19 protein-coding genes are annotated in these 21733 nt (G+C 56.2%); 9 read left to right on the top strand and 10 right to left on the bottom strand.

Going from position 1 to position 21733, the window contains the following annotated elements:
• Positions 1-159 precede the first annotated feature (159 nt).
• The 3 genes from UH5x_RS06565 to UH5x_RS06555 form a co-directional block, all read right to left on the bottom strand.
• Complete coding sequence (locus tag UH5x_RS06565; RefSeq protein WP_482635150.1) at positions 160-1917, bottom strand: FAD-dependent oxidoreductase; 1758 nt, start codon at positions 1915-1917, stop codon at positions 160-162.
• A 315-nt stretch (positions 1918-2232) separates the two neighbouring features.
• Positions 2233-4638: an arylsulfatase gene (locus tag UH5x_RS06560; RefSeq protein ID WP_482635149.1), complete on the bottom strand. Its 2406-nt coding sequence runs from the start codon at positions 4636-4638 to the stop codon at positions 2233-2235.
• A 316-nt stretch (positions 4639-4954) separates the two neighbouring features.
• Positions 4955-5527 carry an OsmC family protein gene (locus tag UH5x_RS06555; RefSeq protein ID WP_047812872.1) on the bottom strand — a complete coding sequence of 191 codons (573 nt, stop codon included), beginning with the start codon at positions 5525-5527 and terminating at the stop codon, positions 4955-4957.
• Between the two features lie 140 nt (positions 5528-5667).
• On the opposite strand from UH5x_RS06555, the gene UH5x_RS06550 reads away from it, so the two are divergent.
• Positions 5668-5901 carry a hypothetical protein gene (locus UH5x_RS06550; protein ID WP_482635148.1) on the top strand — a complete coding sequence of 78 codons (234 nt, stop codon included), beginning with the start codon at positions 5668-5670 and terminating at the stop codon, positions 5899-5901.
• 522 nt (positions 5902-6423) lie between these two features.
• Here UH5x_RS06550 and UH5x_RS06545 read toward each other — a convergent pair.
• Complete coding sequence (locus UH5x_RS06545; RefSeq protein WP_482635147.1) at positions 6424-7608, bottom strand: two-component system sensor histidine kinase NtrB; 1185 nt, start codon at positions 7606-7608, stop codon at positions 6424-6426.
• Positions 7609-7792: 184 nt separating this feature from the next.
• Between UH5x_RS06545 and UH5x_RS06540 the strand changes: the two genes are divergently transcribed.
• Complete coding sequence (locus UH5x_RS06540) at positions 7793-8149, top strand: BON domain-containing protein (RefSeq protein ID WP_482635146.1); 357 nt, start codon at positions 7793-7795, stop codon at positions 8147-8149.
• A gap of 35 nt (positions 8150-8184) precedes the next feature.
• On the opposite strand, the gene UH5x_RS06535 is transcribed toward UH5x_RS06540, so the two are convergent.
• The 4 genes from UH5x_RS06535 to UH5x_RS06520 all read right to left on the bottom strand — a co-directional run bounded on the left by UH5x_RS06535 (position 8185) and on the right by UH5x_RS06520 (position 12210).
• Positions 8185-8913 (bottom strand): response regulator transcription factor, encoded by a 729-nt coding sequence (locus UH5x_RS06535; protein WP_482635145.1) that lies wholly within the window; start codon positions 8911-8913, stop codon positions 8185-8187.
• The gene (locus UH5x_RS06530; RefSeq protein WP_047814389.1) at positions 8910-10049 is read right to left on the bottom strand and encodes a two-component system sensor histidine kinase NtrB; all 1140 of its coding nucleotides are present in this window, start codon (positions 10047-10049) and stop codon (positions 8910-8912) included. The genes UH5x_RS06535 and UH5x_RS06530 overlap by 4 nt, the downstream gene beginning before the upstream one ends.
• Positions 10042-11529 (bottom strand): ATP-binding protein, encoded by a 1488-nt coding sequence (locus UH5x_RS06525; protein WP_482635144.1) that lies wholly within the window; start codon positions 11527-11529, stop codon positions 10042-10044. Before UH5x_RS06525 ends, UH5x_RS06530 begins: the two co-directional genes overlap by 8 nt.
• Positions 11530-11952: 423 nt before the next feature.
• Complete coding sequence (locus UH5x_RS06520) at positions 11953-12210, bottom strand: DUF4404 family protein (protein WP_047814364.1); 258 nt, start codon at positions 12208-12210, stop codon at positions 11953-11955.
• A gap of 458 nt (positions 12211-12668) precedes the next feature.
• Between UH5x_RS06520 and UH5x_RS06515 the strand changes: the two genes are divergently transcribed.
• Positions 12669-14132 (top strand): sigma-54-dependent transcriptional regulator, encoded by a 1464-nt coding sequence (locus UH5x_RS06515; RefSeq protein WP_482635143.1) that lies wholly within the window; start codon positions 12669-12671, stop codon positions 14130-14132.
• 88 nt (positions 14133-14220) lie between these two features.
• Here UH5x_RS06515 and UH5x_RS06510 read toward each other — a convergent pair whose 3' ends face one another.
• On the bottom strand, positions 14221-14487 hold the full coding sequence (locus UH5x_RS06510) for a hypothetical protein (protein ID WP_047814387.1): 267 nt from the start codon (positions 14485-14487) through the stop codon (positions 14221-14223).
• A 281-nt stretch (positions 14488-14768) separates the two neighbouring features.
• Here UH5x_RS06510 and UH5x_RS06505 point away from each other — a divergent pair, with 281 nt between their 5' ends.
• On the top strand, positions 14769-15812 hold the full coding sequence (locus UH5x_RS06505; RefSeq protein WP_047814363.1) for a dihydroorotate dehydrogenase-like protein: 1044 nt from the start codon (positions 14769-14771) through the stop codon (positions 15810-15812).
• 12 nt (positions 15813-15824) lie between these two features.
• A complete protein-coding gene (locus UH5x_RS06500; protein ID WP_482635142.1) occupies positions 15825-16814 on the top strand; it encodes a helix-hairpin-helix domain-containing protein in 990 nt (329 codons plus the stop codon).
• A 25-nt stretch (positions 16815-16839) separates the two neighbouring features.
• Here the strand turns inward: UH5x_RS06500 and UH5x_RS06495 are convergent, their stop codons facing one another.
• Positions 16840-17418, bottom strand: a complete 579-nt coding sequence (locus tag UH5x_RS06495) for a hypothetical protein (RefSeq protein ID WP_236696213.1) — start codon at positions 17416-17418, stop codon at positions 16840-16842.
• A 239-nt stretch (positions 17419-17657) separates the two neighbouring features.
• Between UH5x_RS06495 and UH5x_RS06490 the strand changes: the two genes are divergently transcribed.
• The 4 genes from UH5x_RS06490 to UH5x_RS06475 all read left to right on the top strand — a co-directional run bounded on the left by UH5x_RS06490 (position 17658) and on the right by UH5x_RS06475 (position 21721).
• Entirely contained in the window at positions 17658-18557 is a 900-nt protein-coding gene (locus UH5x_RS06490) for a universal stress protein (RefSeq protein WP_482635141.1), read from the top strand.
• 81 nt (positions 18558-18638) lie between these two features.
• Positions 18639-19613 carry a universal stress protein gene (locus UH5x_RS06485; protein ID WP_047814360.1) on the top strand — a complete coding sequence of 325 codons (975 nt, stop codon included), beginning with the start codon at positions 18639-18641 and terminating at the stop codon, positions 19611-19613.
• A gap of 30 nt (positions 19614-19643) precedes the next feature.
• Positions 19644-20069, top strand: a complete 426-nt coding sequence (locus tag UH5x_RS06480) for a hypothetical protein (RefSeq protein ID WP_482635934.1) — start codon at positions 19644-19646, stop codon at positions 20067-20069.
• A 38-nt stretch (positions 20070-20107) separates the two neighbouring features.
• Positions 20108-21721 (top strand): bifunctional aminoglycoside phosphotransferase/ATP-binding protein, encoded by a 1614-nt coding sequence (locus UH5x_RS06475; protein ID WP_482635140.1) that lies wholly within the window; start codon positions 20108-20110, stop codon positions 21719-21721.
• Positions 21722-21733 lie beyond the last annotated feature (12 nt).

Genomic DNA, 21733 nt, shown 5'->3' with positions numbered 1-21733 from the left:
CATTTGAACTGTTTGGGGTAGCGTTGTTGCTCCCACGTGCAATCGGGGCCAACGCCCAAATGGCTCACCGGGTTCTGCCTGATCGTTCCTGCCGACCTGCTTCGGAGTGAACTCCGCGTCACTGTTTTCGTGTTGGCCTGATCGGGTTGGCGTTGGATGTCAGGACGGCCACGCCAGTTCAAAACCTTGCCGTGTGAGGAGGCGTTGGAACTCGGCCAGTGACTGGGGATCGTTCCGAACTCCGCTTGGTCGATCGTGTTGATCGAGACAATGAGCGGCCAAGGCACCCGCGGCTTCGCCAATGCTCCATTCGACTGGGTGCAGGCGGTAGCAACCGTTGCTGAGATGAGTGGTGCCAATGTTCTTGCACCCAGCGATCAAGTTCTTCATTCGCTTGGGGATCAATGCGCCCAGGGGAATTTGAAACGGAACACTGGCGAAGTCGATGTAGTTGTCGCCACCGGTGCTGGGGTGCAGATCGAGATGGTAGTAGCCAACCCCGATCGAATCGTGAAAGGATGCCGCCCGAACTTTGTCCGTTGGGCTCTTCACCAGCGTCTCACGCTCGGCACGTGAAATGTGTTGTTCGAGAATGGTGAACTCGGCTTCGATTCTTCGCGACTCACGGATGTAGGGATACTTGGCCAGGCCATCCTCCGTGCCCATGATGTCCTTCCGTAAGCGGAGTCCCTTCCATCCCGTTCCGCCGTCAGGACGTGGTGCTTCGGTCTGCAGCCAGTACAGCAACGACAAACTCAGTTGCCGGGATCCTTCCAAATGCTTGTCGATTTCCTGTTCATCGCCAGTCATCAAATCCCCCAGCATGTAATCATTCTGCGGCCAATTGACGATGGTCACACCGCTTGGGTAGGTGCCAGGGACAAAGTTGGCTGGGGCCAGGATGCGGCGATACAGCCACAAGTTCAGGGCTTGTGTTTTCGCTGGTGGCTGTCCGTTGCTTGGCGGGACAAAGGCGAGGTCATGGGGCTTGTGCGTGTTCGGCTTGGAATACTGAAGCGACAGCAACTTGCCGGGCCAGGGTGGCGTTAAGTCAGGTGTGTGCTCTTTCCAGAATCCGTATTGTTGGGGCCGATCGATGGTGTGATCTTCTCCGTCCAGGTGATCGATCGCGAAGCACCACGTGAACGATTGGATGTTTTTCGGGGCGGCTTGGTCAGGGGCATGTGGTTCCCCGGTTTGGTCTCGAGATTCGAAGCCGGTGACATATTCGGTGTTGGTCAGTGGCAGCACGTCCCCTTGTTCGCTGGCGTCGACGAACATCGGTGCCGTCACGGTCACCGCCGTCCCCGCTCTGTTGCGGAAGGTGAGCGATCGAATGCGATCGCCATCGACATCAGCTTGGATCGGTTCGGTATCGAGCAGCACGGTCAGTCGGCCTGCGCTGACTGCAGGCGCCAGCATGGCATCCAGGACCGCGACGGCAACACGAGGCTCATGACAAAGCCGCGAGACACTTCCATTGCCAGGATTCAAGCGAGCGTTCTGTCGGGCGGCCTCGGTGAGCGGGGAGTGTCTTCTGTAATGGTCGCGAACCTTCTCGCGAAATTCTCGGTAGCTGGCGGTGCAACCATGTGTTTCGATGTGGCTGTGTTCATCGGGCGGCACACCTTGTTGACTGAGTTGTCCACCAATCCAATCGGTGGGCTCAGTCATCAGCACACGCTTGCCCATCCGGGTGGCTGCCAACGCTGCAGCACAACCACCAAGGCCACCGCCAACGATGACGACATCCACCGCCATTTCGTCTGCGGGGGTTGCCCCGGCGGCATCAGCCGCGGCAGCGATTTTTGGCAGGCAAGAGGATGCGGCCACCAGACCAGCGAACTCAAGGAAGTCACGACGCTTGAAGCTGCCTGAGTCGGTTGGGCGTGCAGCGGAGACGAATGATTCAGGCATGGTTTTTCGGATGAATTCGGGGCGGAGATCCACCCCAGGCTCGTGGTCTGTCATGACTTGATCTTAGGGTAGTGGACGAGGCGACGAGTCCTGAACTGGCGTCAAATCCAAGGACTCGTCGCCTCATCCACGACGATCAACCCTCACTTTTAGGCAGGTCGGCAGGAGTCTTTCGGCATTTGGACTGTTTCGGTAAGCGTCGTTGCTCCCACGTACAACTCACATGATTGTGCCCGATCATTCCTGCCGACCTGCTTCGCTGTGACAGACCACCAGGAGCCTGTGACACTGTTGGTGAACGTGCTTGCTTGCCAGCTACTTCACGGTCAAGGTGACCTTGTCGATCTTGCCCGTGAACTTGCTTGATTCCTCGGTGTAGTCAGGCGACACGGAGGTCTCGCGATCGAGGCCGACATTGGCGGTTTCATCTGCCGACCAAATCGCGAACTGGGTTTTCTCGACCTTGCCTGAACCAACCGGTTGGCCGTTGACCTTCAGCGTGGCCGTGCCTCCCGCACCAAGTTTGGGTTGGCCATCGGCCGATTGACCGTCATACGCGAATTCGAGTTGGAGCGTTGATTTGCCGACAGGCAGAACGTCCTTCGATGTCACCGAATAGCTTTCCAGACCGAGGTAATTGTAGGTGTAAACCGGCTTGCCTTCTTTCAAGTACAAACTCCATCCACCAAAGCGACCGCCTTGGCTGACGATCACCCCGTTGGTTGCTTTGCCCTGTGATTCGATTTCCGCGACGATTTCGAAGGAACGGTTCTTGGTGTCGATGAAATCGTTTTCAGGCAAAAACCCCAGCCCTTCATAGACGGTCAGCGAGGTGCGATCTCCCATCAAGGTTGGCCGTCCGGCCAGCTTGGCGTTGAGTCGCAATTGGCGTCGATCGTCGATCGGCAACACCTTGTATTTCACCGCTTCGGACAAAAACACTTCCTGCAGCTCTTTCAGCTTTTCAGGATGCTTCGCTGCCAGGTTGTTTGCCATGCTGAAATCTTCCGCCACATGATACAGCTCCCAAACATCGTCGAGGAGTTTGTTCCGTGGTGGAGCCCAGGGGTACATGTGAACGGTGCCGGCGAACCAACCATCGTAGTACACGCCTCGATTGCCCATGATTTCGAAGTACTGCACCAAGTGCCGGTCAGCGGCTTGGGCCTCATCGAAGGAGTACAGCATGCTGACACCTTCCATCGGACGTTGCCCGACGCCATTGACGATTCGAGGCTGCGGCAAGCCAGCGGCTTCCAAGACCGTGGGGGCGATGTCGATCACATGGTGCCACTGCTGACGCAAACCGTTCTTCGCTTTGATCCCTGCCGGCCAGTGGATCACGGTTCCCTGACGCGTTCCGCCATAGTTGGACGCGACTTGTTTGGTCCAGGTGAAGGGCGAATCAAAGCACACGGCCCAGCCGGCTGCCATGTGAGGGTAGGTGCTGGCGCTGCCCCAATCGTCGTAGTGCTGGAGCATGTCGTCGACCGTTTCCTCGACTCCATTGAAGTACGTCATTTCGTTGTACATGCCGTTCATGCCGCCTTCCGCACTGGTGCCGTTGTCACCGGCAATGAAGACGATCATGGTGTTGTCGAGTTCGCCGAGTTCTTCAATCGCATCGATGAGTCGGCCGATTTCAAAGTCCGCCATGTCCAAGAATGCTGCAAAGACCTCCGCCTGACGCGAGAACAGCTTTCGCTCTTTCGGCGAAAGAGCGTCCCAGTCTTTGATGTCCTCGGGCTTCTCGGCCAGCACCGCGTCTTTCGGAATCACTCCCAAGCGTTTTTGGTTGTCGAAAATCTGCTTCCGAATGACATCCCAGCCAGCGTCGAACTTGCCTTCGTGCTTTTTGATAAACGATTCGGGAACATGGTGGGGTGCATGCGTGGCACCGGGGACAAAGTAGGTGAAGAATGGCTTGTCCGGCGTGAGCGACTGTTGGGCACGAATCCAATTGATGGCCTGCGTCGTCATGTCGTTCATGAAGTGATAGTCGGGGTCGCCCTTCGCCGGGTTGTCCACGGGGGTGATGCCGTCGTAAATCGCAGGTGCCCACTGGTTGGTTTCTCCCCCCAGGAAGCCGTAGAACTTGTCGAATCCCGAGAGCGTCGGCCAACGAGTCAGCGGACCGCTGGGACTGATCTCCCAAACAGCGACTTCGTGACACTTGCCGAAGTGGGCCGTGCTGTAACCGTTGAGTCGGAGGATTTCAGGCAACTTGGCGCAGCTGTCTGGGAGCTTGCCTGTTTGGCCAGGGAAAGAGGTCGCAATCTCTGTGATCGAACCCATGTTCACGCTGTGGTGATTCCGACCGGTCAACAAAGCTTGACGTGTGGGAGAGCACAACGCGGTCGAATGAAAATGGTTGTATCGCAAACCATTTTTCGCGAGTCGATCGAAGGTGGGCGTTGGGGTGACGCCGCCGAACGCGCTAGTGCCACCAAAACCAAGGTCATCAATCATGATGACCACCACATTGGGCGCATCCTGGGGCGCTTCGACCTTGAACACCGGTGGGGCTTTGGCATCGCGGGCGTCCAACGTTTTGATCGGTGGTTGCCATGGCGCCGCGATGGGCAGCACACGTCGGTTGACTGGCACTTCTCGGTCAGACTCTTGTGCCTCGGTTGCCTGTGCATGAAGCACGACTCCCGCCAACACCAGGCACTGGATCACGTTCCGAATGACAGGTGATTGTTTTTGATCGAACTTCATGGAAGCAATCCAGCAGAACCAGGAAACAACGGGGATCGAATGCAAGAGACTGCATTCGGTTGTGAGCCTATTCATATCACTCCCCCCTCGAACATACAACTAAGCGGGGCCGCAGGATTGATTGGGAGCAAGCATGCAAGCTGTTTGGGTGTTTGCCCCGTTTGTACATGGGAGCCTTGGCGAACGCCAAAGGGCTCACACACTCGAAGACGCCCGTCGAGCTGATTGAACGGGAACGCTTCTGTCACGCAAAAGTGATTGGCATCACGCGACATTCTGCCGAAGCAATGACAATCTCTTTGTGAGCTTGCAAAGTTCAGGCAGGACCAAGGCTCTGGCCATTGAACTTCGCTTGAATCGTCGATGGCACGGGATGCATGATCGACTGGTGGATGAAGCAACTGTTCTCGCCGACTTCAATCATCTTCCGAATGGTTTCTTCGGATTCCTCCGATTCGATCTCCAAGTGAGTGATCACTTCGACGCCTCGGCCAGTCAGCGTGCCTTTGAGAACCGATCCTTCCATCGAGAACCGGGTTTCCTGCGAAAGTTTTAAACGGGAGATTTTGAGTTTCTTGATGGAGGCATAGCGAGAGAGCTGAGTCAACAGGCAAAAGGCGATGCTGGCGCTGTAGTAGGCCAGTGGCGGTGGTGCGGAATCGTCCCCGCCCAAGTACGGGCCTTCATCGCAAATGATTTCGAACGTGCTGCCTTGAGGTTGATCGACTCGAACCGTTGCCCGCTTCCTCATGTTGTCCAGTGATTCTGCCTCCAACCGCAACACGACTTCGCGTTTCTGAACCGGCGCGAGACTGGATCCATGCTCGTCGGGATTGGAGAGTTCTTCCACTTTGCGAACAATCGGCGTGGCGGATTCGTCTGTGCCCATCGGTGAACTTCCGGCTGGAGTGAAAAGAGGTTTCAGAGAATCATCACGTGATGAGCACACGTTGGTCAATGCGTTTGACGCCGCACGGTGCAGGTGAGCCTGCCACGGTCGATGTACGACGGACGGGTGGTTGAGTCAGCGTGGACTTCGAAAAGGGGACGACAGCCGGAACCACCGACGTGCTCTATGAAATCGAAGACATGTGTCCCCTGCGTGGCTACGGCTTCGTCGACATGGGGAATGGCTATGTCGACCATCCGATGGCTGGAGAAGACGCCTACACGTTCGCGTTGAGCTCTGGCGTGGGGGTTGCATGTCCATCGGTGGCGCTGTCGCTTACCGACGGCTACCATCTTGCATCCCTACCGGGATGAAAACTTGCGCAAGCGACAATACTCTTTAAGCAGGTACGCAGGTGTCATCGGGTATGTGAGCCGTTGGCGTTAGCCACGGTTTTCACGCACAACCGGGGCTAACGCCCAAACGGCTCACATGATTGTGCTTGATCATTCCTGCCGACCTGCTTAACCCCAAACGTTCAGCAGTCCAGGCTAGCGTCCAATGGCACTTGCTTTACAAATTTACCCTCCCCCTGGGAGCGTCGAGCGAAGCGAGGGGAGGGGCTACACACCGGGTTTTGGGCTCGCCCTCCCCGGCCCGAAGCGGGCCGACCCTCCCTGAGGGAGGGTGAAGTCAGTGCCATTCGGCTAGCGCCCGTCGGCTGATCGTTCGATCTGCGAAACGTTTTCAATCAACAGTCTGCTAGGCGTCATTGGCAGCCGGGCGGCTCCGTGTGGAAAGCGTTGCCTGCGCTCCATGCTCAATCATGGCGGGCCTCACGTTCGTCGGCCACCACCACGCGTGGAGTCATGGCTTCCTCCCCCAGCCTCCGTCCCTCACCTTGGCAAAATGATTTGAACGACGGTCCCGCCATCGGGATGGTTGGCGGCGGCAATGGTTCCCCCGTGAGCTTTGACGATTCGCCGGCAAACCGAAAGTCCCAGCCCCGCGCCTCGTTGCTTGGTTGTGAAGAAGGGTTCGAACATCCGCGCCTGGACTTCTTCCGTGAGGCCACTGCCATGGTCGCGGACACGCAGCAGAATTGGAGACGCGTCGATCGACTTCCATTCCGAGGAGAGCGATTCGGTGGACGGTGAACAGTCACATTCAAACGCAATTCGTCCTCCTGGAGAACTGGCGTGGATCGCATTCTCCAACACTCGCCGAAGCACCTCTCCGATCCGATTGACATCCAAGTGGACCAGCGGGCAGGTGTCTGCTTTCGAATCCACCTTCGACGGTTGGCTCTCGGCCTCCCCGGCGGCGATTTCGATCCACATTCGCGGGCACTCCTCCGCGATTGGCTGAACGAGCTTCCTAAATTGTTGTTGGCAAAGTTCATTGAGATTCACTGGCGAACGCTTCAAAACAATCGGCGCCGCGTAATGCTTGACCTCTTCATGGTTTCGGTGCAAGTCGTTCAAAGCGACTTTGATTTGGTCGGTCAACTCTAGCAACTCGCCTCGATGGGTGAGATCCAAACGCAACAAATCCAGACAGGATTGGGCGCGTTGCAAAGCGTTGCTGGACTCGTGCGCCAGTCCGGTGGCCATCTGCAACACTGCCGCCAATCGCTCTCCTTCGATCAAGTGATCGACTGCCGGTGGATTGACATCGGCATCCTCCACGCCAGCTTGATCGCGGCAGACATCAATCAAGTTGATCCAGCGAGTTTCTCCCCAATCGGAGGTGAGAGGGAAAACCGAGGTTTGAGCGAGAAAACTGGACCCGTCGCGTCGGTGTCCGCGCCGGAGGGTTGGCTGACGTCGCTCCAAATCGCTCGATCGTGCCGGTCGGCACGAAGTGTGTGACGCATCGTCACTGGTTGAATCGACCTCCAAAATCAAATCCAATTTTTGACTGATCAATTCCTTTTCTTCGTAGCCAAACCATCCCTCGGCCACATGATTGATTGCTTCAATAACTCCGCTGGTATTTGACAATACAATCGCGACAGGCGATGCCTCCATCATCACTCGAGCGAGGCGGTTGTTCCGCAGGGGGTCGATTTCTATATGCATTTCTAGTTCCGCCCAAAAGTTGATCCTCAGTGGAGGGATTGCAATGCAGACGGAGTGCCATCAGGTGTCCGCCCCTGGGCGCATTCTTCGCGTGTGTTCGGCACAGGGTTCGCTCTAAGACGTCGTGGAGCCTTTTCGACTCCTGCCCCCTCGCGGTTACACAATGCACACACGGAAAGATCCTATGCAGGCGATTCCATTGAGCGAAAAGCAGTCATTCCCCTCGAATTCATTGGCGGTTCATCCAACGGCCAGTTCCACCAGGGATGTATCCGATCGGTTCAATGCAGAAATGCGGCGAGTTGGTCACGGCGAACTGCGGGGCATTCGAGTCGATGTCAACGACCAAGGGATCGTCTTGCAAGGCCGCGTCTCATCGTTCTATCTCAAGCAACTCGCTCAGGAGGCCGTTCGTCCCCTGTCGCGGAGCTTGCGGATCCTCAATCAGATTTGCGTGACCGGAAAGAAACCGCTGAATCGAAAACGCTTGCCCATCGCAAGGCGAATCACGCTGGATTCCCCGTCACGCGATTCCGAGTGAATCGGACGAGGAGATCACGACTGGAAAACGATGCTTCAGCAGATGCGGTCGTCGATTTTGCTCATCAGAGCATTCATGTCCAAGGGCTTGAAACAAACCTCGTCCAATCCGAGAGCCTTCAAGCCGTCGAGGATACCGTCGGCTTCTTCGCGGTGCCCCGTGATCAAAATCGTTCGAATGGTCGGGTTGACCTCGAGGACTCGCTGCAGGACTTCACAACCGTCGGTCAGTCCGCTGCACAGGCTGAGATCAACCACCGCGATCTGGTAATCGGCTCCCATCGCTTTGAGGACGCCATCTTCTTTGTTGTGCGCCAAACAAACTCGATACGATCGTTCACGCAAAATGTGCCACATCGTTTGACAAAACTCGGGGTCATCGTCGACGACGAGCACCATCGGAGCGTTCGAAACCTGTTCGATCAACGGAAGCAACTCCTTCAGATCAACGGGTTTGCGTAGCACCTGTTGAATCCCACTGTCTCGGGCTCGCTGAGCACCATCGCCGTGAGCATAAGCGGTCACCATGATCGCGGTGATTTCCGGCCGGAGCTGAACCATCTGTTGATGCAGCGTGGCCCCGTCCATGCCAGGCATCGAATAATCCAGCAAAGCCACGTCGTAGGGACTGGATTCGACAAATTGCAAGGCGGACGGCCCGTCATGAGCGATGTCGGTCTGGTACCCAAGGTCATCGAGAATGTCCTTGATGTTCGTGCAGATGTCCACGTCATCGTCCACGATCAACACACGTTTCGCGGTCACTGGCTCTGCTCCGCGATTGGAATCGAGATTTGAAACGTGGTTCCCTCGTTCGGTTCCGATTCCAGTTCCATTGAGCAATGGTTCTTTTCGAGAATTGCGGTGGTGATGGCCATGCCCAGCCCCATTCCGCGAGCCTTGGTTGAAAAGAAAGGCTCGGCTATTCGACGAACCACATCCGGTGACATTCCAATGCCATCGTCCTGCACTGTGACGACCACTTGTGATTCCAAGTGGCGAGCCGACAACTGGAGTGCGCCGCCCTCGCTCATCGCGTCCCGAGCATTGCGGATCAGATTCTTGAAAACGATGGGCAACTGCTTTTCATCCGCCCACACGTTCGGCAAGTCGGCTGGAACAATTTGCGTGACAACGATGTTCTGCGGCAATTTGCACTCACGCAGGATTGTCGCCAGCATTTCAGCGACATCCATCGGGCTCGATTGTGGATCGGGCAAACGAGCCAGGTCCGACAGTGCCGTGACCGCATTGTTGATGCTCGAAACTTGCCGGTCGATTCGATTCAGATGCTCCTCGGTCTTCGCCGGCGATGGCGTTTTCGCGTTGAGCAAATAATAAGCGGACGTTTTGATCGCGTTGAGTGGGTTGCGAATCTCGTGAGCGATCCCACCGGAAATCCGCCCGAGGGTCGCGAACTTCTCCTTTTCCACCAATTCTGTTTGAGCCTTCTGTAGCTCGGCTGCTTGGTCTTGAACGCGTTGATCCAGCGTCGCATTGAGCTGCTTCAGTTCTGCTTCGGCTGCTTTGAAGTCGCTGATGTCACGCAGGATCCCAGTGAAGAGCTTTCGTTCTTTCGCCTCCACTTCGCTGACAGCGAGATGCAGCGGAAACAAACTGCCATCTTTCCGCTGGCCGGTCACCTCACGGCCGATGCCGATGATGTGTCGTTCGCCGGTTTCCTGATAGCGATCGAGGTAGCCATCGTGCTGCTCATGGTAGGGCGATGGCATCAGCATCTTCACATTCTGACCGAGCATTTCATCGGCGCGAAATCCGAACATCCGCTCCGTCGCAAGATTCACGGACTCAATCGTGCCGCGTTCGTCAATGATGATGATCGCATCGACCGCTGTTCGTAACACCGAGGCCAGGACGGCCAGTTGTTCGACGTCATGCATTGCTTGATTCCCGTGATCCGGTGCAGTCATCTTCCAATGTCGCCTCGTGTTTTCCGAAACGAATGACGAACCGCGCCCCGCACTGCTTCGGCTCAGCGATTTGGATCACACCTCCATGGGCATGAACGATGCGTTGAACGATCGACATGCCCAGTCCGGTTCCCTTGACTTTGGTCGTGAAGAATGGCTCGAAAACCATTTGACGTTGCTCGGGTGAGAGTCCAGGGCCGTTGTCCTCGAAATCAAGAAGAACATTGCCACTCCCATCGCATCGGCATTGCAGCTGAATGCGAACGGGATCCTGACAAGCCGCCAACGAGTTTTCAAAGAGATTGCGAAAGACCTGTTCCATCCGCAACACGTCCACGACAACGGGACATTCACAATCGCACAGCGTCTCGTTCAATTCAGCGTCGCGAACGCCTCGCGATTTCGCCAGATAAGCCCACACTCGTCGCCAAATGAAAGGCAGTGAAGCATTTTCAAGGTGCAGGCGAATCGGGGCCGCAAACTCACGGACTTCTTCCAACGTCGTCCCCAGTTCATTCGAGGCTCTGGCGATGGACTCGATCTCCTCGCGCATGTCGGTCTGAGGAGGAACATCGAGACGCAATAGTTCGACACTGGCGTTGATCCGGTGCAGTGCGTTTCGACTTTCATGCGCCAACCCAGCAACGGTCTGTCCGATCGCGGCAAGCCGGTGATCTCGCGCGGCTGCCTCCTGAGCTTCGACCATGTCCGTCACATCGATTCCAATCGCGATCAAGGATTCGATCTGATCGTCAGCGTCTTCCAATGCCGAATCTGACCAACGAATTTGACGCACCCGGCCGTCCTTCGTCAAAATGCCGTTGCGGAAGCCGGAGACCCGCCCGCCACCAACCGAATTGCGAAAGACCTCGCTGACTCGTTCTCGTTCCGCAGGCGGAATGCAGTGGCGAATGTAATCCTGATGAACCAACTCCTCGAGCTTCCACCCCGTGACAACAGAAAACTGCTTGTTGAAGTGGACGACACGTCCGTCCAGATCCAGCACAACGATCAACGCCTCCGTTGTCTCCAAGATTTGATTCGCGAATCGCTGCTCACGCTGCAATTCCGCTTCGACCCGCTTGTGCTTCGCAATCCTAGCGACGCTTTGCCGGATGACGTCTGGATGCACGGGTTTGAGCAGGTAGTCCGTCACACCTTGCTTGAAAGACGCGATGGTGCCCTCCATGTTCGCAAACCCCGTCACAATGATGAACTCTGCGTTGGGCAATTGCTCCGTCAAACCAGCCAGATGATCTTCAACTTGGCCATCGGGCAATCGACGGTCCAGGATTGCCAGCTCAATCGCGGGATCGACGCCAGCATTCAGGACCTCGGCGAAGCTGCCGGCGACTCGAATTTCATGCCCGTCCATCTCCAGGATGTCGATCATGTTCGCTAAAGAATCCGGGTCGTCTTCAACGAGCAAGATCGTCAACTCGTCGTCCATATCCCAGAATCCGGCATGAAAGCAATCTGATTGCGTCAAACTTGTCGCAAGCTGTCATCAACAGGATACAGGACGAGGATTTTCCCTGGTACCTCCCGCACCACGCTGGATGCCCGAATGGCCAATGAGCAAACTTTCCGAACGCTTCCCCTGCACTTTTGGCTTGGCCAAGCAGCACAAACCGCCCGCTACGTCACCGCAGAGGTCACACCCTTCCTCGCCCGTTTGCAATCCCCCAGTGGTTTTGCAGCAGTTTCTCATCGGTCGACACGACGATTCGCAGCTGGACTCCTGAGTGCAAGGAACGCTGACCTCGACGCGACTCGGGCAATCCATGCACTCCGTCCCAGCTCAACCGAGTCGCCACTTCCCGACCTGAAAAACAATGTCGTGGGGACGACACTCGGAAAGGATGTGGCCGAATCAGATTCCCATCTGCGAAAGCATGTCAGCAAATTGACCGGCGGTTTGGGTCAATTGCGGGTGGTTGCATGCGACGCTTTGTGTCGATCGATGAAATCGCTTGGCCAATTCGGCTGATTGAATGTCGAATCGCTCCAAGCTGTCTTGAATCTCCTCGACAGCGTTCTGGAGCTGTTGTCGTTCCGAGGAATTCAACGTGTCAAGTTCGGCCAACTGGTCATGAAGCTGCCGCAGTGTGTCTTCCAGTGCTTCTGGCATGATGCTGTCTCTCGGAAAGGAAAATCTTAAAAACACCTTCCTCCGATGCACGTTCCATTCCGTCGCCCAATTTCCCCTCGTCAATGCCAACCCGAGCCTCCCGGTGGACTCATCCGCACGCTGCTGCTCCCCAGAGCACAGTTGCCATGACTGAGCGTATGCAACACCGCCTTGATCAGGGGCGGGCCCCGAATCCCAACTGCCGCAGAAAGAAGGACGACTCGCCAGACCACCAGGTACTAAGCTACGTCGGCGGAAGCACTTCCGGTCGGCCCCACTCTTGATCGTTCTCTCCCAGCGGATGACGATAGCAAGAAGAACGCATCCGTTTTGGTTCGGTCGTTCCGACCTGACGTGATTGACGTTGGCGATTGATACTCGCTGGGTCCAGCGTTGTCGGAGTCAAACACCGGTTCAGCGTTCTTGCTGGCGCCCCCCACTTTGCACAAGGAATCACGATGACGGAATCGCCCATCAAGCTGCTGCTGGTCGACGACGAAGAGGACTCGCGTCGATCGTCTGCAAAATGGATGACGCGAAAGGGACACACCGTGACCGATGTTTCCAACGCTGCCGAAGCCCTCGGGCTGCTCGAACGCGAATCATTTGATGTGGGTGTTTTCGACATGAACATGCCCGGCATGTCAGGATTGGAATTGCTGCAGCGAATTCATCAGGACAACATCGACATCGAAGTCATCATGCTGACCGGGCAGGGCACCGTGGAAACGGCGGTGTCGGCGATGAAAATGGGAGCCTGCGACTTTCTGAGCAAACCCTGTGCACTGGGCGATTTGGAACACCATTGCTTTCGGGCCCGTGAGCGACACCAACTGAAGAAAGAGAACAAGCAGCTCAAAGCCGTCATTTCGCGTTCGCAACCGGCCGCCAAACTGATTGGGCAATCGAAATCGTTGCAAGAAGTTTCCCGACTGATTGAAAAGGTCGCACGCACAACGAAACCCGTTTTGATTCAAGGCGAAAGCGGCACGGGAAAAGAAGTGGTCGCCAAAGCCATCCAGCAATCCAGTCACGTCGCTGACAAGCCCTTTGTGACCGTCAACTGTGCCGCGCTGCCAGAGAATCTGGTGGAGAGCGAACTGTTCGGCCATCAAAAGGGAGCTTTCACGGGGGCAACGGCCGAGAAGCCAGGGCTGTTTGAAATCGCGGACGGTGGAACCTTGTTCATCGATGAAATTGGAGAGCTGCCGCTGTCTCTGCAACCTAAGTTGCTACGCGTTCTCGAAGACGGGTCACTGCGTCGCGTGGGGTGCCACCGCCAACGCAACGTCAAGGTCCGCATCATTGCCGCGACCAATCGAGACCTGCAAACCGAAGTCAATCGAGGCAACTTCCGGGAAGATTTGTTCTATCGGATCAACGTCCTGTCAATTGCGCTCCCTCCGCTGCGTGATCGAGAAGGTGACATCGATCGATTGATCGACCATTTCCTGCCGCGGTCCTATCACATGGACGATGCGGCCAGGGATGCCATGAACCGCTACCCTTGGCCGGGCAACATTCGGCAGCTGATCAATGTGATCGATCGGGCCACGATTTTGGCCGACGAATTCGACATCACCTTGGACGATCTGCCGTCCGAAGTGGTTGACTTCGGGCGTCCGTCCGCCAAACCGCCAATGAGGTCCAATACAGAAGCAACGACGATGATGGAGGCAGGTCAGGATTCGACGTCGTCACCGCACCCCAGTGAGATGTTGGGCAACTCCCGCTACCAACTGGACGAGATCGCACGAGTCCATGTTTTGAAAGTCTTGGAAGACCAAAACGGCAACAAGGCCGGTGCGGCACGCAAACTGGGAATTCACCGTCGAAAGCTCTATCGCTTGCTGGACCGATTCAATGGCGTGACCTCCGACAACACCGACACCGACGAATTGGCAGGGGACTCCGTCATTTAGTCAGGTTCGCTTCAGTCTTCCGGCATCGCAGCTGCTTGGGCGTTCGCCATCGTTCAACAAAATCGTGTGGATGCGGGAAACGCGAATCTCAGATTGATTTTCGGATGCGGTGAAATCCATTCTTGATTTCTTCCCCGACGAGTTGCAACGCAGCCCAGACGTCGTCACCGGTTTCATCCACCGCGTTCTTGAGTGGCTGGTATTGCTGGTTCAATTCTTCGAGTTTTTGATCGAGTCGTTCCAGCTCGCTCTTGGCATCTTCCTTGCCAAGGTGAATCTGCAGAGCCAGCTCGTCTCGTTCTTCTTTGAGGTCGCCAATCATGTTGGAGATCAATCGGCGGGCAGAGGCAGGCATTGAATTCATCCTTTGAAAATATGAGACGCGGCCAGGCGAAGTCGATTGCCGGACGCTGTGGTTGGGTTCCAAGGCAATGACTGTGCCGTTGCGAAAACAGCGTTTCCGCACACCATTCCGATCCAAATTTGCTCGGTGGACTGCTCCGTATTGTCACACTAGCGCGCCCGGGCGAAGCAGTGACTGGAAGAACTGGCATGGGAACAACGTTTGCGTGGACCTTTCACGTTCCTGATTTTTCTCCATTGAGATTTTTCTCCATTGACCGGGGTGCCCAAGCCATGTCCTGTGAACTGACGACGAAATACCTCGGGCTGGAATTGGTCTCACCCGTTGTGGTCGGTGCTTGTCCTTTGAACACGCAACCGGAAACGGTGCGGCAACTGGTCGGCGCAGGTGCCGGTGCGATCGTGTTGCCGTCGATGCTTCAAGAGCAAGTCGTTCATCAACAGATGAAGTCCACCGACCCGGCAAATGCAATCCAGCGCAGTGGCTACCAACCTCAGCAAGACCGGTACAACGGCGGGACGGAAGTTTACCTGCAGACCATCGCACGTCTGAAGGAGATTTGCACGGTTCCAGTCATTGGCAGTTTGAATGGGTCTTCGCCTGGGCAGTGGCTTCAATACGCGAAGGAAATTGAATCAGCCGGGGCGGATGCCCTGGAGTTCAACTTGCAGCAAGCCGTGTTCGATCCGTTGGAAACGTCCAACGATGTCGAGACACGAATGTGTGAGTTGGTGCGACAGGTTCGCGAATTGGTTTCCATTCCAGTCGCTGCCAAAATCAGCCAGCGATACACCAACCTTTCGTCGATGACCGCTCAGTTGCAAAGAGTCGGCGTATCGGGGTTGGTCTTGTTCACTCACTTGCCTCAGTGGGATGTCAGCACCGACCGCATGCACTGGACGATCCATTGGGAATTGTCGCCGATCAATACGTTGGGCGGTATTCTCGAAGGCATCGTGCGTGCTCGTGCCGGTGACCGGACGATTTCGATCGCTGCCAGTGGCGGGATCTCAAACGCTGAAGACTCCCTCAAATCGATGATTGCGGGCGCGGATGTGGTCATGATCACTTCGGCCGTCTATCGCGAAGGCCCCGATGTGATTCGAGACATCGTGGACGGGATCGTGCGGCACCTGGAAGAAACCCAGTATCAATCGCTGCAGGCATTCCGCGACGCTTGCCCGACAGACCACGTGGGTGACGAGAAATCAGTGCGTCTGGAATACGTGGATCCGCTGACTCGAAGCGACACCTACTTTGATCCCACCCCCTTGGTTTCGCAACAGTCAGGCGATTCCTACGGTCACCCCAACTGATGAGCCGGTGCCATGGTTGTCATTGAGTCCAACGCTCCCCTGCAAGCGGCGGAGCAGATCGAGGGAATTCGCGAAAACAAGACGTTCGCGAAACAGCTCTCGGAAATCGCCGATTTGCTTCAGGAACAGCACGCCAATGAGTTTCGTGTCCGTGCTTATCACGCCGCGGCCGAAACCGTCGCGAACCTGCATTGTCCAGTCCGAGACATCCTGGAACGAGATGGAATCAACGGGCTGGTCAACCTTCCCACGATCGGTCATTCCATTGCCGGGCTGCTCCAATCAGCGATTCAAATCGGCCGGATTCCGCTTCTGGATCGCTTGCGTGGTCAATCCAATGCCGAGCACTTTTTTGCGACGCTTCCGGGGCTCGGGCCTGAATTGTCTCATCGTATTTATGACCACTTGCACATTGAAACCCTTTCGGAATTGCTCATCGCCGCCAAGGACGGTCGCTTGGAACACGTTCCTGGTATCGGGCGCAAACGGAGAGAAGCGATTCAGGCCAGCCTGACACATCGCGGCGTCACACAACCACCAGACTCCGTTTCGAGCCCGGAGAGTCAGGTCACGGTCGACGAACTCCTTCACATTGACTGCGAGTATCGCAAACGGGTTTCAGAAGGCACTCTGACTCAGATCCATCCGGCAGGCCAAAAAGGCAGTCCCAGTTCGGCGATTCCGGTGTGGCATACGGAGCAAGAAGGGCGTCACTACACTGCGATGTATTCCAACACCGCTCGAGCACAGCAACAACATGCGACGCACGACTGGGTCATCGTGTTTCGAGACGATGCGAGCGCACACGGACGCTGGACAATCATCACGGCTCGGTTCGGTGAACTGAGCGGATTTCGGATTGTCCTCGGTCGGGAACAGGACTGCGTCGCCTACTACCGACAACACAATGCCTACCACCAGCCCAAAGCCGGTCAGACACGTTACCCCGAGCTTCCGACCCAGTGGGAAGAGGACGCGGGGCGAACAGGCATTCACGGCTGACGGAATGCCATCGTCGGCATGACGTTCAATGCGTTTGCGTCTGTTGTCGCATCGCAGTGAGCACTTGGTGGATCGTGGCCTTTTCTTTGGCCGAGACTTTCCCGAACCCCAGGTGCCCACCGGAGGCCTTGGCAACGCCTGTCATCTGCTTCTTCGTCAACAGAATCAACCGCTGCTGAGCAACGCTCGACATGCCACGAAAGAGTTCGTGGACGTATCGCTTCCATGCATCCACGCACAATCCAGGCGGACGCACCTGCAGCCACTGATCAAGCAGAATTCCAGCGGTGGAATCTTCTTGAATTCCAATTTGGTGGGCTTCGGCCATGACCGCTTCGCGTTCTTTCTTGTCGACGTTCTTTTCGGCCCAGGCGACCAGCACCAATGGGAACAACCGCAGGGTGATCAGGCCGTCGGCCGTCACCCCCAGCTTTCCCAATTCTTCGATCAGACCGGGATCGTGAATCCCGGTGCTGCGGATCAATTCTTGGCGACCGAAATCGCTGCTGGCTTCGTCGTGCAGTTTGCGGACGATTTCTTGTTCCAGATTCGAAAAGTAGTGCTGTGTTTCGATGGCTCGTTGCTTGGCCGGTGCGGCTTTCATGTTCGACATATCAATCGAATCCTGTGGAGTTGAACTAGACGGTGCTGACAGAACTAGCAAAGCCGGGACCAGGGGCATTCCAGGCGGAAAACTCGCACAAATGCACCTCCCAAGCGATCCACTCCGCTCAGATGTGCACCCACGCACGCGTGGCCTTGGAAACCACGAGCGATTTTGCGGAAATTTCACTTTGGCACCCCGCGTGCGTCGGTTCTCCAAGCAACCCCCAAGAGAGTTCGATGAAAAAGATCTTGCTGACCATTGATGGCTCCGACGCTTCGTTCGACGCCGCTCGTTTTCTGGCTCGTTTGCCACACACTGAAGCAATGGAATTGACCGTCGTCACGGCGATCGCTGAGACACCTTCGCGAAAGACATTTCTAGCGGATGGATGGAGCGAAAGTTGGATCGCCCGAAAGCACCATCAAGCTGAGCAGTCGTTCAGCAAGGTCCAGGAGTACTTTGACAATGCCGATATCAAATGGCGTCAGATTATCCGCCAAGGTCAGCCGGGCGAAACCATTGTCGCGATCGCCAAAGAGCATCGCCCCGATTTGCTGGTGATCGGATCCAAGGGCTACTCAACCGTTGCTCGCCTCTTGCAGGGCAGCGTCAGTGATTTCGTGGCAACCCATGTTCCCTGCAGTGTTCTGGTGGTGCGACCAAATTCGCAGTTCAGCGGACGTCATCGCCTGCGCGTCGCAATTGGCTGCGAACCAACTGAGCCTTCCGGAAAGGCCGTGGAAGAATTCGCGGAGTTTGGTTGGGCCAGCAACACCGAGGTGCGTGTGTTGTCCGTGACGGACAACATGGACGAAGCCGAACTGCCCCACGACGCTCCCGCAACCGAGGTCATTGAGAGTGTGGTGGAGCGACTCAATGACGTCGCCTCCACCACTCAAGGGCATCTGATTCACTGCGACCACATTGGTGACGGCTTGGTCGACTACATCGAAACCAATCAAGTCGACCTGGTGGTGGTGGGGGAAACGCCCAGGAGCGACCTGGGCCGTGTTCTGTTGGGCAGCACCACGCGATTTGTGCTTCGTCACTCTCCATCCAGTGTGTGGATCGCACGCAATCAATCGATTTCCAGCAATCCCCCAAACGCAGCTCTTCAGCATTCCATCGTGACCTGATTGCGACTCAATGAAACGCAACTGCCTTCGAAACCCGTGAACTCTCAATCGTTGCCTTGCCAAACCTCGGCTCCCAATACCATGCAAAACTTCACCAACATTCTCGTTTACGCTGGTACCGAACAACCACAGGTTGCGGTTTCGCGGGCGACTGACATGGCGCTCGAAAACAATGCAAAACTCACGCTCATGGATGTCGTCAAGCCGATCCCCAAAGCGTTGGGCATGATGACCGATGTGGCCAAACCAGAGGAGCTTGAAAAGCTAGTCGCGGCTGATCGCCGTCGTCGTTTGCTTGACCTCGCAGCGGACTACTCTGACACCGGATTGACCTTGGACGTTGCAGTCGCCATCGGTGACCCGGCCACCGAGATCACCCGACAAGTCCTCCGAGAGGAGCATGATTTGGTCGTCAAGACCGCCGACGGATTCAGTGCGGCGGAGCGATTCTTCGGAAGCATCGCGAAATCGCTATTGAGATTGTGCCCTTGCCCCGTGTGGTTGCTCAAACCGGACATTCACGGGGAGTTTGATCAAGTCGTCGCGGCCATCGACGTGGAAGCCGCGAACCAACAACATCGTGAACTGAACCGTCAGATTCTGGAACGGGCGTATTCCATCGCTCAGCGTGACAAAGCTCAATTGCATGTTGTCGCCGCTTGGCAAATGTGGATGGAGGACTCGATCCGTCGACACGCAGGCGATGATGCGGTGGACCTGGCGCGGAAGGATCACGAAATGAAGGTCCATCAAGCGCTCGACGAACTTCTGCAAACCCCGTACGCAGACGCGGCGGACGTGCACCTGCACCTCCGACACGGATCGCCCGCCGATGTGATTCGCAGTGTCGCAGATGAAGTCGAAGCGGACTTGATGGTGATGGGAACCGTGTGCCGATCCGGCATCGCTGGAATCCTGATTGGCAACACAGCAGAAACAGTCATTCCCGACATCACCTGTTCGTTGCTGGCGCTCAAGCCCAAAGGTTTCCTCTCTCCCGTTGAAATGTCGCAGACCTCGTTGATCGAAGATGATGAACCACTCCCTCTCATATAGCTGAACGTCATGAAAAGCACTCTCTCAATCATGCTTGCCGGTTTCGTGTTGCTGTTGACATCCATGGTGGGGTTGACCTTGCAAGCGGACCCGCCATCCGACGATGCCTCTTCCCATCGGACAACCAAACTCACCCCGTTGATGCGGTTGAAGCTGGAAAAGTCCAAAGCAATCTTGGAAGGGCTGACGCTCGAAGATTTCGACCAGATCGCGTCCAACGCTCGATCGCTAAAATTACTGAGCACCGAGTCTGGGTGGAACGTGATCCAAACACGGGAGTACGCCGAGCAAAGTCGCGACTTTCAACGTGCAACCGATTTGATTGCCGAAGCCGCTGAGGAACAGGACATTCATCGGGCCACGATGGGGTACGTCGCCATGACGGTTCACTGTGTGGAATGTCATTCTTACATGAGAAAGCATCGAAACGAATTGATTGAGCTGCCTCGTGAATAGTTGATTGGCCAAGCGTCTCTTTGGGGGATCCGAATGCGATGAGCATCACAACAGACATCCATCCAACCCTGGATGGCTTGATCACTGGTTTGAAACACCCCCAGGCGTACCCGCATCCGATCGAATCCCCGATCCTTGTGCAGGAGACGCATCTCTCGGTTGTGTTCTTGGCTGGTGAGTTTGCTTACAAGATCAAGAAGCCGATTCGGACCGATTTCCTCGACTACAGCACGCTCGCACGACGGCGACATTTCTGTGAAGAAGAGGTGCGTTTGGATTGTCGCTTTGCAAACGGTCTGTACATCGGAGTCGTGCCGATCACTCTCACCGAAAAGCGACCGACCATCGAAGGGGAAGGCGATGCGATCGAGTACGCGGTCAAGATGCACCGTTTCCCATCGAATGCCCTCCTCAGTGAACGGGTTCAAGCAGGGCAACTGACCACCTTGGAAGTCGTTCACCTCGCGTCCACCGTCGCGGGGTTCCACCGTGACGCGGCGGTTTGCCGCGATGGCATCGCCGAGGAGTGGCCTGGATTCTTGCAGTCCAACATTCCTCAGACGATCGATCAGGTTCTGACAACCGCCGATGCCACGACCGCCGCGACCTGCGAAGTGTTGCGGGGATGGACCGCGGATTTCCTGGAACAACATCAACGTTTGCTGGCCGACCGCATCGCGGCAGGATTCATTCGTGAGTGTCACGGTGATCTGCACTCGGGCAATGTCGTGCAATGGCAAGGACAGTTGGTTCCTTTCGATGGCGTCGAGTTCAACGACCACCTGAGATGGATTGATGTTCTCAGTGATGCCGCGTTTCTGGCAATGGATTTGGCAGCGCGGGATCATCTCGATCTGTCACGCACCTTTCTCAACGCCTACTTGGAATGCACTGGCGACTACCAATCCTTGGAGTTGCTGAGGTTGTTCTTGGTTTACCGAGCCCTCGTGCGGGCCTTGGCTGCCTCAATGCGAAAGGATGCGGTGGACGCTCGCCATCACGTTGACTTGGCCTATCGATTCACCTTGCGTGAGACTCCTCGGTTGTGGATCACGCACGGCGTCAGTGGCAGTGGAAAGACAACGCTCAGTGAGGCGGTCGTGCAACGTCACAACGCATTCCGATTGCGCAGCGATATCGAACGAAAACGCATGTTCGGGCAGTCGGCGATGCAGCGATTGACCCCAGACACCGTCGGCTTCCCAAACACAGCGTCTTCAAGTACTGCGTCTCCAAAGATCGCTTCCCAGGACATTGCTTCCCAGGACATCGCCCCCCAGGAAAACGCGGCGCTGTACTCGTCCGAAGCCAACGAGCAAACCTACCAGCGTCTTTCCCAACTTGCTCGCCGAATTCTCGCGTCCGGTCACAGCGTGATCGTTGACGCCACTTTTTTACGACGCGCTGACCGCCAACAATTTCACGAACTCGCCGAACAAGCTGGCGTGCCCATCGCCATCCTGGACTGCCACAGCGACCTTCAGACATTGCGTCAACGCGTCGCTGATCGCTTGGCACATCGGGAGGACGCCTCGGATGCTGACCTGGATGTCCTGGATCGACAACTTGCCAATCGGGAACCACTGACGGAAGCCGAGCGAACGTTGGTGGTTGAGATCCCTGACTTGGCTCAAGTGGCCGAATCGCTTTGAACCGTTCTTTTC

This window comes from Rhodopirellula sp. UH5 (assembly GCF_056839225.1).
This window is presented reverse-complemented; position numbering and strand designations above follow the sequence as displayed.

Coding starts and splice junctions, on each gene's coding strand:
- UH5x_RS06565 (WP_482635150.1), bottom strand. CDS start 1,917: ATGCCTGAATCATTCGTCTCCGCTGCACGCCCAACCGACTCAGGCAGC.
- UH5x_RS06560 (WP_482635149.1), bottom strand. CDS start 4,638: ATGAAGTTCGATCAAAAACAATCACCTGTCATTCGGAACGTGATCCAG.
- UH5x_RS06555 (WP_047812872.1), bottom strand. CDS start 5,527: ATGGGCACAGACGAATCCGCCACGCCGATTGTTCGCAAAGTGGAAGAA.
- UH5x_RS06545 (WP_482635147.1), bottom strand. CDS start 7,608: ATGCATATAGAAATCGACCCCCTGCGGAACAACCGCCTCGCTCGAGTG.
- UH5x_RS06540 (WP_482635146.1), top strand. CDS start 7,793: ATGCAGGCGATTCCATTGAGCGAAAAGCAGTCATTCCCCTCGAATTCA.
- UH5x_RS06530 (WP_047814389.1), bottom strand. CDS start 10,049: ATGCATGACGTCGAACAACTGGCCGTCCTGGCCTCGGTGTTACGAACA.
- UH5x_RS06525 (WP_482635144.1), bottom strand. CDS start 11,529: ATGGACGACGAGTTGACGATCTTGCTCGTTGAAGACGACCCGGATTCT.
- UH5x_RS06520 (WP_047814364.1), bottom strand. CDS start 12,210: ATGCCAGAAGCACTGGAAGACACACTGCGGCAGCTTCATGACCAGTTG.
- UH5x_RS06515 (WP_482635143.1), top strand. CDS start 12,669: ATGACGGAATCGCCCATCAAGCTGCTGCTGGTCGACGACGAAGAGGAC.
- UH5x_RS06510 (WP_047814387.1), bottom strand. CDS start 14,487: ATGCCTGCCTCTGCCCGCCGATTGATCTCCAACATGATTGGCGACCTC.
- UH5x_RS06505 (WP_047814363.1), top strand. CDS start 14,769: ATGTCCTGTGAACTGACGACGAAATACCTCGGGCTGGAATTGGTCTCA.
- UH5x_RS06500 (WP_482635142.1), top strand. CDS start 15,825: ATGGTTGTCATTGAGTCCAACGCTCCCCTGCAAGCGGCGGAGCAGATC.
- UH5x_RS06495 (WP_236696213.1), bottom strand. CDS start 17,418: ATGAAAGCCGCACCGGCCAAGCAACGAGCCATCGAAACACAGCACTAC.
- UH5x_RS06490 (WP_482635141.1), top strand. CDS start 17,658: ATGAAAAAGATCTTGCTGACCATTGATGGCTCCGACGCTTCGTTCGAC.
- UH5x_RS06485 (WP_047814360.1), top strand. CDS start 18,639: ATGCAAAACTTCACCAACATTCTCGTTTACGCTGGTACCGAACAACCA.
- UH5x_RS06480 (WP_482635934.1), top strand. CDS start 19,644: ATGCTTGCCGGTTTCGTGTTGCTGTTGACATCCATGGTGGGGTTGACC.
- UH5x_RS06475 (WP_482635140.1), top strand. CDS start 20,108: ATGAGCATCACAACAGACATCCATCCAACCCTGGATGGCTTGATCACT.